Below are 12542 nucleotides of genomic sequence, written 5' to 3'. Positions count from 1 at the left end.
AACAGTGGGTATCGGAAACGCCTCAGGCATGAAATGTTCCGGCAAAGGATTCATCGGGCAGGAATGAACGGGGCGGCAGCGGCGAAAATGTTTTGCGATACTGGCTCGGGCTGACCTGCATTTTTTGCCGGAAATGATGCCTCATGGTCGGCACGGTTCCAAATCCGCTTTTCAGCGCCACTTCTTCCAGACTTATACTCTGATCCGCTTCCAGTAACCGGCAGGCGAGATGCAATCTCTCATGTAAGATCCACACACTTGGAGGCAGGCCGGTCAAGGCTTCAAACCGGCGCTGAAATGTGCGCAGACTCATGCCCGCTTCATCCGCCAGTTCTTTGACCGGCAACTCTTTATGCAGGTTACGCTGCATGACCTCGATGACAGAACCCAGCCGTGATGCTTCATAACCTTTGGGTACCGGTTGTGGTATGAACTGCGATTGCCCGCCTTCGCGATGCGGAGGCATAACGAGACCCCGGGCAATTGAATTGGCAATTTCGACACCATAATCCTGTCGGACAATGTGCAGGCAAAGGTCTATGCCAGCCGCGCTGCCTGCGGCTGTCTGTATGTTTCCCAAATCCACGTAGAGGACATCGGCATCGAAGATCACCGCTGGAAAGCGCTCGGCAATGGTCTCGATAAAACGCCAGTGAGTGGTTGCCCTGCGTCCATCCAATAGTCCGGTATGTGCTAATACCACCACGCCGGAACACAAGGAAACCAGACGGGCTCCACGGTAATAAGCCGCCAAAAGCGCGTCTGTCACAGCGGTCGGAACGGTTGCTTCCATATCCGGCCAGCCAGGTATGATGATCAAATCAGCATCATCCAATGCTTCAAGGCCCTGGCGGATGACGGTCTCAATACCTCCGCTGGTACGAACCACTCCAGGATACAGCGTGCAAACCCCGAACTGATACCAATCAGAACCGAGTTCAGGACGGGGCATTCCAAAAACCTCATAGGCAATCCCAAACTCAAACGCTTGAAGTTCGTCTCCGATGAGACACACGACCTTAGGGCCGGCAGTTTGTTTAATGCTTCGCTCTGGCATGGTGTTGTTCCTGAGGAATCTCGTATCTGAATCCTATCTCAAATTTGCCGTGTGTATCCATATGAAACCGAAAAAACGCGCCCTGTGTGTTGCCATGCTGCATGAACAATTTTTTTATCTCATTCCAATGAATGAGAGTTATTCTTCCGTTACCAGCCTTTCAGGATTTACAGCGGAAATATCGAGGCGTCCAAATTCATCTACAGGTTTCCATTCCTCTTCAAACTTGCGGTTTCCAACTTGGCGTGCCATACCCGGCAGGAAAACTTTCATCTGTCCTCCATGGGGGTTAAGGTTGCCGCCGTACCATCTCTCATCGAGTGGATCACTCTGTAGTTGATAGCGGGTATCTGAAGTTAAACGACAACGGTTGACGGAGGATCGGTTATCCAAAGAAGCATGTACCAAGCGTACATCGAAACATAAAATATCACCGGCTTTGAAGTTTCCTGTAAGCCACCGACCACCAATTGATTTCTGAACTCCGGTTGGGTTTTCGCTAAGCCAGCCAACTTTGTCTTTATCGGCATCTTTGCCCCAGTACGTTGTTAACTTAGGTGATTTGTGGCTCTTTTCCAGCAGTACAATAGGGCCCTCTTCCAGTGCTACATCGCCAATCGGGATCCACGTTGTCCAAACGTTCTGCGTTCCTCCGGTGACGTAGATATTGTCCGAATGGATACCGGTTCCCTCTCCAGGTCGTACAAACCTGGGCCATTTGAATTCGAAAGTACGGACAGGACCGCCGAGAAGTTTTTCATAGACATTCATGATACGAATATCTTCGGTCAAATCTTCGTAGGCTGCTCCTCGGCGGATACTTTCGGTAAATGCGACAAGATTTACGTTACCTATGAAACTTTTTTTCTGCAGAATTGAATCCATTACATCATGGTTGATGCTATCTATTTCGCCAATCGTGGCGTATTTCAACAAAATTTCCCTGCGGGCTTTTAGTACTTTTTCTCGTTCTATCAGACCAGGGAAGAACAGATATCCTTCTTCGTCCATTCGTGCCTTCAATGCATCCGCATCAGAAAGGATATTTGATGAGTCACGCAGCTCGCCGAGATACTCCGGTGATGGATTGAGTTTTACTCCACGACAATAAAGTTCTTGTTCCATTATTAGTCTCCTTTGGTGAGGAAATCGTTTGATCGTCCAAGTTTCTCAGTTTTTTCTCTGCCAGCGATAACCGCATCCATGATGGCCGTTCGAAAACCGGCTGCTTCCAACTTGGCCATACATACAGCGGTTAATCCACCTGGACTGGTAACACGATGTCTAACATCATGGGCTTTTCCGTTGGCTTCGTGGATAAGGCCGCAGCTACCCATGAGCGACTGTAAAACAAGCTGAGTGGATAAATTTCGTTCCAGGCCAATGTAAACTGCTGCATCGACCATAGCTTCGACAAAAAGTCCCATAAAAGCGGGAGCTGCACCACTGATGGGAGATGCAAGTTCGATATTGTGTTCATAGTCAACTTCAATTGAGTCACCTAGCGCACTTAACAGGTCATGCGCATATTTAGTGATGTGTTTTGGTGTACTCTCGTGAGCGAACCATATGGTTACGCCTTTACAGATTTCACTCGCGATATTCGGAATTGACCTTACTAGGTATGAACTTGGAAAAATGTGGTGAAGTGTATTGGACGATACACCTGCCAATGTGCTGATAATGAGCTTTTCCGAGAGATCGATTTCATTTAGTTGTTTGCCTATCGACGGTAAATCTTTCGGCTTGACACATAAGAAAATTATGCTGCATTCCTGTACTAGTTCTATGACAGACGATTGGTGTTTCACTGAATACTGTTGTGCCACATGGGCAGCGCGTTTTGTTCCTTTTCCGATAACAGAAATACAATCTTTTGTTATATGCTTGCTGCGGATCAGACCAGCAAGAATAGATTCTCCCATAGAGCCAATACCTATAAACCCTATCTGTGCTTCTAATGACATGGTTTTAGTCTCCTGAATTTGCACAAATAACAGCTTTGACAACTCGCCGTTCGCGAACATCCGAAAGAGCTTTATTTACTTCATGCAGTGGGTAAATAGTTGTCATGGCATCCTCTATTTTTATACCGCTGGGGGTCAGTTCTTTTCGTGCGAGTAATCCAATAGCTTTATGAAAGTGGATGTATTCCACTCCCCAGGTGCCTAAAATCTCAAGGTGTTTTTTATTGATGTCCAGATGAGGGTTGATGGTTGTACTTCCTGCATCGGAATAGTGCCCCACCACGACATATCTGCCTGCGTCACGTACTAAGCTTATTCCGCTTTGAATTGCGCTGGGCGATCCAGTTGCTTCTATCACAACATCGGCTCTTTGGCCTTGGGTTGCGTACTCCAACAACGACTGCGCATTGTCAGAGGTGGAAAGATCCAGCACCTCAAAACCTAGTGTATGAGCGGCTTCAAGCCTCACGGTTGATTTATCCGCAATCAATACTCTGGCACCAGAATGATATGCAACGATTCCTGTGCACAGACCGACCGGGCCTGCACCTTGTACGACGACGATATCTCCAAGTCCGACCTTTCCTCGTTCAACGGCGTGTACGGCAGTTGGCATGGCGCATCCACCAGCAATGAATCTAAGAGGAGATACGTTTTCAGGAAGGTGTGTTATGGCGACGTCATTTTGGAGTAAAATCATTTCAGACCATCCGCCCAGCAATCCTTCATTCGAGGAATGGGAGACGCCATAGACCTTTCTGGAAGGACATTTTGTTGGTGCTTTGTTTACCTGGCATTGCCAGCAGCGATGACATGTCGCATGAACATCGAGGAATGTGACGATATCTCCCCGGATAATAGGTCGTCCTGAAACAGATTGTACGTCTCCGCCCGTTTCTTCGACTGTCCCCACCGCAAAGTGCCCTGGAATAATGGGATATGGCACTCCTGCGAGTTTACCCTGCTGGATATGGACGTCTGTTCCGCAAACTTCGGAATACATAGTGTGAAGCAAAACTTCACCTCGTTTTACGTTTGGTTTTGCGAAATTATGGAGGGTAATAGGTTCACCTGGACCTGTAAGCACTGCTGCCAAAGGTCCGGAATTATTAGTTACGACCATAAAATCAACTCATCGTTACGAGTTTGTCCAATTGCCGATGTAAATGTCACTCGCTCGCCTTCTGCTGGCTCTACATAGTGAAAGTTACGTGTGTTAAAAATAAAAATATCACCGATAGATGGGCTAAATACGGCTTCTTTCGCATCTCTGAGCACGCGACGGTTATATCCATAGATTCCTTCTTTTTCCGAATTGTCTGAACTTTTCCATTGCCTGTTAAAGATATGCGTTTTCCCACTTTTTTCTTCTGAGATTCGAAGATAAAGGTTCCAAGCTAATTGCCCGGTGATTGTCGCTATTTCCCATTCGGGTTGTTCTCCGGGAGCGTAATCAACATGTAGTAATGTCCCTTCTTCGATGCGGCGAATCAAACCAGCGTAATACGACATCTCCTCCGAATTTTTTGGGATATATACTTTTTTCTTTAGCCGAGACTGTAGTAGGTTCATGAATCTGGTGAGAGGATTGAAAGACGCTTCAAATATTCTATTTTGAATTTGAACCAGCTCCTGGTTCTTTTCGAAGTATTCTTTTCTTGAAATGCTGTTGTATTCGAATACAGTGTTGCCTATACGGTTGATGATCGGTTCAACTCCTCTATATGAGCTAAATCCCTCTTTTACTGCACAGAGAACAAGTTTTTCGCACTCATCCGGAGTCGCAAATTCTTCGAGATGAATGAATGGAATGTCTCCTTCAAATAGTTGAGAAATTGATGTTCGAGAGAGTTCACTACTACCATTATCGATCCAATCAGTACGAGGTATTGTTATCATATTCATTTAATATGTCCTTTTCTGAAACAATATTTTTACCGCGTTGTGTGAAGTGCAATCCGGTTATTCCAGAAGACCAAAATGCCAGGTGCTGCCATACCAAACACCATGGCAGCCACTCCTAACACTTGAATAACCGTAAGGGTTTCTCCTAAAAAATAATATCCGCCTAATGTCGTAATGATGGGAACGCTGGGCATAAACAGCGATGCTCGTTGTGGTCCTAACTGATGAACGATAAAGCTGTAAAGAAAAACAGAAGCGGCACCTGCCAGAACGCCCTGAATAATGGCCTGGCTGATCAATTCTGAGGTTGACGCCTGAAAAATTCCGGTGTCAGTGGTTACCAAAAAATAAAGAGCCGGGATACAGGAGGTGATTGAAACAACGGCGGTTCCCAGGATTGCGTCTACACCCCAGCGTTTTATCAGAACACCATACATTGAGAACATGAAGCCTTGTAAAATAAATAGCATGGTTCCCATCAGGGATATGGTTTCAACCAGAAAAGTATTGAAGACAAACAGCATGATGCCCAAGGTAATCGCCAGAGTGCTGGTCCAGGATATCAAGTCCGGTTTTTCTCTTAGCAGCACGAATGACAGTAACAGCGAAAATAATACGATTGAACCCGGACCTACGGCGGCAACGTAGCCCGCCGAAGTTAATGAAATGCCGGTATTAATGACATAAAGATAGGGAAAGCCGGCGAACACGGTGAGTACCAGAATCCTGAATATCCCCAGCCTCAGAAACTTTGACATTCCGTTTCCAAACACAAGATAGGGAAGATACATCATACCGGCGACCAGAAACCGGATAATGGTTAAACCCGTTGCCGAAATATCTCCCTGAAGGCTGAACCGTGCTGCCACAAACTGAATGCTATAGATGGAAACAAGTGCAATGCCAGCGGTGGTGACGACTTTTCGATGGATTTCCATAGGTGTCCTTTTTATTTGATGATGACGTGTCGGGCTATTGGGTGTTCGATCCTTCGGCTAGTATCAGCAATTGGCTGAATTCCCGCGAGTGGCGTCAATGACACTTTTCGTAAACAATATGCCAATCTCCTGGTTTGATATTTGCTGGCCCAGAGGGAATCTCGCTCTTGTGAATGAGTTTTGATCAAGGTGGCATTGGACGGCCACATTGCCGGGATGCATAGAAACGTGGATTCTGAGAGAAACCCAAAAGATGGCTGAATGGGTTGCAGTCGCTGTTACGCGACAAGACTGCTCGATTGATGCCGGTGGTCATGGCTCCTGACAGTTTCTGTCAGGAGGGAGAGGTATATTCAATCAGTTATTCACCAACAGGTATTAAATGATGAAAATGAATTATTTTGTGGTTGGCACAAACAACATGGATGCCGCGATTGAGTTCTATGACGCACTGTTTGAAACCTCCGGGCTTCACAAAGTGGTACCGACAGAGAGAATGACATATTGGCTGGGTGAGGATTTCGCCTTTGCCGTAGCGATTCCCTTTGATGAGAATCCAGCGACCCATGGGAACGGTACAATGATTGGTTTCAGTGTTGGCAGTACTGAAGATGTCACAAGATTTTATAATAAGGCAATTCAATTGGGTGGCAGCTGTGAAGGTGAACCGGGTCAACGAGGGCCTCGTTTTTCGGCGTATGTCAGAGATTTGGATAACAATAAAATATGCTTCTCTGATTAACGTGATTGATCGTTAAGCATAATATTATTTCTAATGCACCTTTTTACGCTTGGTTGGTGTTGTAACTGAAAAAAATATAAACGGAGAGCATACAGGTATGACCGGAAATTTTTTTAAATTATCAGTTTTTGTTTTGATTTTTATATCAAACCTTGCACTTTCAGATGAAACATACTTGTGTACTTTTGGGCAGCAAGAACGTGTTGTCTCGATTATCTACCAAAATCAAGAAAGTAAATTGCCTTGTGAGGTAAGGTACAAAAAAGAGGGCACAACAGAAACTTTATGGCGCGCGACCAATAAAACTGGGTTTTGTGAAGAAAAGGCCGAAAGCTTCGTCCAGAAGCAAATTGATTGGGGATGGAGATGCAGTAATATGGTATCCAGTAGTACTCCAATTGTCGTAAATCCAGGAACGCCTTCTGATTCTGAGATGGATATATATCAGCTTAAGGTTAATTTTGCACAAGCAATGGCGGCGGTTTCTCCCTTTAGAGTACAAACGCTTATGTATGTTCAGGATATGGGAGAATTTCCAAAAAGACTTGAGGATATCGGTTTTGAGCGCGAACAAATGCGTAACAGTAATAGGATCAGTGATCTAAAGATAGACAACGGAGTCATTAAGATTAAAGGAAATAAAAAATTAGGTGAGAATACAACCATAATACTGACTCCCAGATTTACACTGGGTGGTACCACCATTGAGTGGAGTTGTTCATCAAACTTAAATTTACTTGATCAGGAACTTTGTAATTATGATCAAAATGCCAAGTTTGATTGATATTTTCTACGTTATAAAAATATAGGATGGCGAAATGAGCAAAAAATTCGCAGTAACTGATCATCGAGATTGATACTGTTTGGGGTACGGTATATGAGATTAGTACGATTTTTCAACGAAAGTGATAATAATAAGTTTATCATTTTGTTGAGTACAACTTTTTATAAAATACGTAACTATTCCCGTGAGTAGTAAGATTGTCATGGATAAATTTGATGGATATCTATGATAAGCGGTTTTAGTCGCCGCGAAAGAAACTGTTAGGAAGATGGTTTTCGTTACCTTCCGACCACTCCTAAATCGAGTATTGGAGTTAAATATGAAAAAAATATTTATTGTTTTTATTTTGGGTTTTGCTGGCTGGAGTTTATACAAGGATAAATTTCAGAATTATAGTGAGTTTGATTCTTTTGCAAGCAAGCAGCTGTGGTTTAACGAATCAACTTCTCGGTCTTCCTCTAATTCAAACTATACCTGTGATGGTCGTGTCTATTGTAGTCAGATGAGATCTCGTGCAGAGGCTGTTTTTTTCATAAGAAACTGTCCGAATACAAAAATGGATGGAGATAGGGATGGTATTCCATGTGAAAACGATTCTAGGTTTTAGTAAAAGCTGCTCTAATATTAACTTGGCAACAAAGAATATCTGATACAGCATTCATATGGAAAAGAAAATTGATGCACTTAAATTATCCAGAGACATTCTTGAAGAAAAAACATTGCTTGGTACACCAGTTTCATAAGTGCGGAATGTCCCACACCGAGATTAGAGAACTTGTGGATTTAGAATTGTATATACGTGAAATATTACGCTTATTATCCGAAACCACGAAGAACGTGCCAAAGAAAGCATGGCCACTCAGCAAGATGCCTGAGATAAAGAAATTTCAGTTAATACTTGTACTCTACATAACGCACTTCAAATTGTCGTAGGTTATGTTCTCAAGCAAAAAACTGTAACAGCACTATCATAAAAGGAGGCACCAGAGCTCATTCGCGAGGTGAATGTTGAGGGTTTTTGTGAGTTTATGCAAATGTCTCATCCCTGCAAATAACGGCTCATTGTTTTCTCAAATTCATCGCATAAAACAGGTAGAAAGATGGTAGTACTCAGAGCAATGCGACAAGAAGAATATCCGGCTTATTGTCAGTATTTTATTGATGATTACAGTCAGGAGATGATTGCAAATTACGGGCATTCAAAGGAGCTGGCCATTGAGTTGGCGAAGCAGGATCTGGCGCGTAGTTTTCCAAATGGTCTTGAAGGTAGCGATCATACGTTGCTATGCATCGAAGCTGAGGTTGAGGGAACGCTGACGTTGGTGGGTTATCTGTGGCATGCAGTCAATCGCGATGATCGTTCGACCTTTATCTATGATTTCTTTATCGCCAGTGAGTACAGAAGCCGTGGTTTTGGTCGGCTGGCGATTGCCGCTTTGGAAAAGCAACTGCAAGTATCAGGCATAGATCAAATCAAGTTGAGAGTGGCGTATCACAATCAACGGGCGCTCAAGCTGTATCAGGAAGTGGGTTTTGTCATCACGGGTTTCAATATGTCGAAGACGATATCGTCTTCGTAGTATCAATAATGTCTGCTTCAGCTGTATGGCATTTACCTATGCCGTACAGCTGTTTTGGTGAGGAGCTTTATTCGTCAGCGTTATTGGCCAGTGTCAGGGTAATTTCATCACCGGCGCGAATAATGATGGGTTTGTTGGCATCGTGAGCGGGTTGTTGTGCATTCACGATGGCGTTGTCATCCACTTCGGTGATTTCGTTTTGTTGTGCATCAATGAACTGTACCTGCAGGTCCAGCTGATTTAGATTTTCCCGTGCGGTGGCGGCGCTGAGTCCGGTGAGTTTGGGCAGCAATCTGAGTTCGTCGGTGCCACTCGGTGCCGGAATCGGCACAATTTTGAAAGTGAGTTTGGCGCTGACTTCGGCCTGGTAGTTGTAGCGGTTGGCGTAACCGGCATCCACCGGGGCGGCATAGATTTTGGGCTTGATGCCTGGCAGGTTGAGTCCGGTGCGTGAGAGTAGAGTGTTAACCTTACCCTGGTTGCTGTTGGCCTGGCTGGTCGCACTGGTGTTGCCCAGTGTTAAGGCCACTTTGACCTCGCCAATGGTTTCAGGCAGCGCATAAAAGGTGGGTTGATAACCAATTTCACGCAGTATCCGCAACGCTTCTTCACCATCTTCTGCGTACATTTCCAGGGTTTTGGCGAGAGATCCTTCATCCAGTGCCTGTTGGGCATCGGCGACCCCCCTGCCTACGGCGGCAATGATATCTGCCAGAGGTGAGGCGACCACATCCTTAACCAGCTTACTTATTTCACTCATGTTCTGTTTCTCCAGAGTGTGGCATCGTTCAGGCGATGGCAAATACGACAATAACGGTTTGGTTCAATGCTATTTTGGAGCCCGCTTTCGGCGATTGTGAAATGGCCTGGCCCAGGGTAATCTGGCTGTTGGGGCCGACGGATTTGGTCATGCTTTCAGTTTTCAGGCCGATGGATTTCAGCAGCCGTCGTACTGACGATTCAGTTAACCCGCTGACATCAGGTAACAGCACCTCTGTAGTGGTTGCTGGCTGGGCGGTTTTCACCAGATCCAGCGTCATGACCTGGGCATTGCTGAGCTGGGCTTCGCCATCGGTCAGACGTGCCAGTGCGATGCTCTGGCCGTTGGCGCTGATGGAGCCTTTGAGCTGCAAACTGATGTTTTGAATCTGATAGGGCCGGGTCTCTTGTTGTAGCTTTTTGTTAGCACTGTCGATCTGGGCGCCGATGTTACTGGCAATCTGATCAATCGGGGCCAGGCGTTTTTCTTCATCGGTGAATATGGCATTTTGCTGTTGCAGTTTGACCTCGGCGGTTTGTGCCCGGGTGACTTCCTTTTGCAGTTGGGTGATTTGTTTTTGACTGTTTTCCAGCAATGTTTTTTGTGCTGCCAGATCCTGATCTTTCAGGCTGATGGTGTTTTGCAGGTTGGCCTCAATACTTCGAAATTTGATGAGTTCGGCGTTGTAGGTATCGACGGTAATCGGTATGGAGCTGACATCGAGTGCCAGACTGGCGGCTGCTTTTTCTGCGGTGGTGGCCGTTGGTTTGACCGTGCCGGCAACGGTGCCGACATTAGTGGTGAGTATGCCGCTGCGGTTGATGGCAGACAGGTTGCGCATGAGCACTGCGGCAGACACTTCCGGACGATTCGCCTGACCGCTCAGGGTAATGCTTTGGTTGCTGAACCGGGATTGGGTCGGTGTCAGTGGATAGGCCGTGTCTTCCAGTAATTCAATGTCTCCAAAATCGTAGCTGAGTAACTGGTTTCTGTTGTCATAGTAAATATAGCAGGCGCTGGCGAGGACTTTGGCTTCTCCCTCCGCTTCACTCAGTCTCAGAACAGGTGATTCATTACGAGTAAAGGCGATACGAAAGTTAATGACGCCATTGCTGCGGCTGGCTGATTTTGCCAGTTCGGTCCAGGCATTTTTCTGCAAGTCGAATGTTTCCACTGACACTGCCAGACTATTCACCGGCTGGTCCTGGCTGTTCATGAATCTGGCGTACACTTGAATGGCTTTCATTATTCATTTCCTGCGGCAACGACAATGCGGCTGATACGTTGATCAAACTCGGCAGTGATGACGATACTGGCTTTCGCCGGCAAATTGCTGTCTATAGTCAGTTCAGTAGCCGCCTGCCCCTGTTCATCGGTCACTAATATGGCCTGGGTCAGTCTTGATGTCCCAAGGTTTTTCAGGTTGATGCCCTGGGTTTGGGATAGCTGTTGGGACGTTGCCAGATCGAAATTGATTTCCACCTGGGCGTTTTGCAGTATCTCGCCGGCGCTGTTGCTTAAGGATAAATTAAGCGCATGCTGACGGGCGGCGGTGCGGGTGGAGTTTAGGGTCAGAACCGGTACCGGCAGACCATCACCCGCCGGAATGGAAACCAGCCGGCCGGTGAGACTGCTGCTGATTTTCTGGGTGGTATTCTGGCTGCCACCGATGGGCAGCACTCTGAGTGCGCGCAGGCCGCCGCTGGTTTCAACGGTATTCAGGTCCACCTTCAGATCGAAATCCAGATAGGGCAGGTGGTAGGTTGGCAGTGGCCGGCCGTATGCGTCAAACGGTGGTGCCTCGCTCAGTGCTTCCTGAGCCTCGCGGACGCCGTTGGCGATTGCCACCAGCAGTTCTTCCAGAGATTCTGCGACAAATTGACTGCTGTCACTCATGCCTCATTTTCCTCTTTTTCTTTTTTGCGTTGCAGGGCGCTTCGGCGTCGGGCTTCATCCCGTTGTGCTTCGATGCGTTGTTCGCGTCTGCGGGCCAGTGCCCGTTCCCGGTTCTGCTGCATACGTTCAAACAGGTTTCCGGAACCGCCCGTTTCCACATTGAGACGGCGACGGGAGCGCTCCACATAAGGACCAAAACGGTCCATCGGGCCGCTGATCTGCTGTTCCCGGCGTTGCCAGAAGTTGTCTATTTTGGCCACGGCCTGGCTGGGGGCATCGATGACCTTAGTGACTTTTTGCAGGGTTTTATCAGCCTTGAGCAGTTTGTCCATGCCGGCATCTCGCAATGCCTGGCGGTCATCTTCGAGACCTTCAGCAGCCAGTTTTTTGTCCAGATCGCGCAGCTGTTGACCGGCAGATTGAAACTGTGATCCGAGCTCCCGCAGTGGCTGGGTGGCATCGCGATAGCGACGATTGTATTCACGCAGTTGTTCGCGTTCGCGGTCACGTTGTGACATCCATTGTGATACAGGCTGGCTGAAGTCCCGCAGACCACTGCGCAGATTCTGTTCCAGGTTTTCGTCAACGGGTAGTGGCGTTACGGTGCTTCGGGTCAGGCGTTGCTGTGCCTGTTGCCGTTGTTGTTCGCGTTGATCATCCCATTGTCGTTGCTGGGCCTGACGCTGAGCAAAGGTGGGAATCTGAAAGCGCATGGCCTCACGGGGATCCTGGGTCTCCCCGGAAACCAGGTTGCGCAGATTGTTTTCCAGCTGCTGTCGTTGCTGTATTAACTCCTGCATTTGGGCAGATGAAGTCGCAGCGGCGTTTGCCGGCAGCTGAGTAGCACCAGATCCAGGTGTTACTTGTGGCCGGCTCTCGGCGCGTAGATTTTTCCACGAATTGCCAGGCATGG

Annotated in this window: 14 protein-coding genes; 4 read left to right on the top strand and 10 right to left on the bottom strand. The window is 47.0% G+C overall.

Annotated features, from left to right (window positions below; all coding sequences use genetic code 11):
- Nucleotides 1-22: 22 nt before the first annotated feature.
- The 6 genes from ftrA to YC6258_RS25870 form a co-directional block, all read right to left on the bottom strand.
- Nucleotides 23-1057: a transcriptional regulator FtrA gene (gene ftrA / locus YC6258_RS25895; RefSeq protein WP_044619437.1), complete on the bottom strand. Its 1035-nt coding sequence runs from the start codon at nucleotides 1055-1057 to the stop codon at nucleotides 23-25.
- Between the two features lie 138 nt (nucleotides 1058-1195).
- A complete protein-coding gene (locus YC6258_RS25890; RefSeq protein ID WP_052830588.1) occupies nucleotides 1196-2182 on the bottom strand; it encodes a phytanoyl-CoA dioxygenase family protein in 987 nt (328 codons plus the stop codon).
- Nucleotides 2183-2184: 2 nt separating this feature from the next.
- The gene (gene proC, locus YC6258_RS25885; protein ID WP_044619436.1) at nucleotides 2185-3024 is read right to left on the bottom strand and encodes a pyrroline-5-carboxylate reductase; all 840 of its coding nucleotides are present in this window, start codon (nucleotides 3022-3024) and stop codon (nucleotides 2185-2187) included.
- Between the two features lie 4 nt (nucleotides 3025-3028).
- Nucleotides 3029-4147: a zinc-binding dehydrogenase gene (locus tag YC6258_RS25880; RefSeq protein ID WP_044619435.1), complete on the bottom strand. Its 1119-nt coding sequence runs from the start codon at nucleotides 4145-4147 to the stop codon at nucleotides 3029-3031.
- A complete protein-coding gene (locus YC6258_RS25875; RefSeq protein WP_044619434.1) occupies nucleotides 4138-4929 on the bottom strand; it encodes a 2OG-Fe(II)-dependent halogenase WelO5 family protein in 792 nt (263 codons plus the stop codon). Before YC6258_RS25875 ends, YC6258_RS25880 begins: the two co-directional genes overlap by 10 nt.
- 29 nt (nucleotides 4930-4958) lie before the next feature.
- Nucleotides 4959-5867, bottom strand: coding sequence for a DMT family transporter (locus YC6258_RS25870; RefSeq protein ID WP_044619433.1), 909 nt, complete (start codon nucleotides 5865-5867; stop codon nucleotides 4959-4961).
- 382 nt (nucleotides 5868-6249) lie between these two features.
- On the opposite strand from YC6258_RS25870, the gene YC6258_RS25865 reads away from it, so the two are divergent.
- From YC6258_RS25865 to YC6258_RS25845, 4 genes are all read left to right on the top strand, one after another.
- Nucleotides 6250-6609: a VOC family protein gene (locus tag YC6258_RS25865; protein WP_245626992.1), complete on the top strand. Its 360-nt coding sequence runs from the start codon at nucleotides 6250-6252 to the stop codon at nucleotides 6607-6609.
- 97 nt (nucleotides 6610-6706) lie between these two features.
- Nucleotides 6707-7393, top strand: a complete 687-nt coding sequence (locus YC6258_RS25860) for a pilin (protein WP_044619431.1) — start codon at nucleotides 6707-6709, stop codon at nucleotides 7391-7393.
- Nucleotides 7394-7712: 319 nt separating this feature from the next.
- Nucleotides 7713-8000, top strand: a complete 288-nt coding sequence (locus tag YC6258_RS25855) for an excalibur calcium-binding domain-containing protein (RefSeq protein WP_044619430.1) — start codon at nucleotides 7713-7715, stop codon at nucleotides 7998-8000.
- A gap of 493 nt (nucleotides 8001-8493) precedes the next feature.
- Nucleotides 8494-8973: a GNAT family N-acetyltransferase gene (locus YC6258_RS25845; RefSeq protein ID WP_044619428.1), complete on the top strand. Its 480-nt coding sequence runs from the start codon at nucleotides 8494-8496 to the stop codon at nucleotides 8971-8973.
- A 67-nt stretch (nucleotides 8974-9040) separates the two neighbouring features.
- On the opposite strand, the gene YC6258_RS25840 is transcribed toward YC6258_RS25845, so the two are convergent.
- The 4 genes from YC6258_RS25840 to YC6258_RS25825 are packed head-to-tail and all read right to left on the bottom strand — an operon-like array spanning nucleotide 9041 to nucleotide 12540.
- Nucleotides 9041-9733, bottom strand: a complete 693-nt coding sequence (locus tag YC6258_RS25840) for a PASTA domain-containing protein (RefSeq protein WP_044619427.1) — start codon at nucleotides 9731-9733, stop codon at nucleotides 9041-9043.
- 28 nt (nucleotides 9734-9761) lie between these two features.
- Nucleotides 9762-10979, bottom strand: a complete 1218-nt coding sequence (locus tag YC6258_RS25835; RefSeq protein ID WP_044619426.1) for a PASTA domain-containing protein — start codon at nucleotides 10977-10979, stop codon at nucleotides 9762-9764.
- Nucleotides 10979-11629: a hypothetical protein gene (locus YC6258_RS25830; RefSeq protein ID WP_044619425.1), complete on the bottom strand. Its 651-nt coding sequence runs from the start codon at nucleotides 11627-11629 to the stop codon at nucleotides 10979-10981. Before YC6258_RS25830 ends, YC6258_RS25835 begins: the two co-directional genes overlap by 1 nt.
- Entirely contained in the window at nucleotides 11626-12540 is a 915-nt protein-coding gene (locus YC6258_RS25825; RefSeq protein WP_044619424.1) for a hypothetical protein, read from the bottom strand. Before YC6258_RS25825 ends, YC6258_RS25830 begins: the two co-directional genes overlap by 4 nt.
- Between the last annotated feature and the right edge of the window lie 2 nt (nucleotides 12541-12542).

Origin of the sequence: Gynuella sunshinyii YC6258 (genome assembly GCF_000940805.1) — a bacterium.
Lineage (GTDB): Bacteria > Pseudomonadota > Gammaproteobacteria > Pseudomonadales > Natronospirillaceae > Gynuella > Gynuella sunshinyii.
The sequence above is the reverse complement of the archived record's forward strand: the minus strand, read 5'-3'. Positions and strand labels throughout refer to the sequence as shown.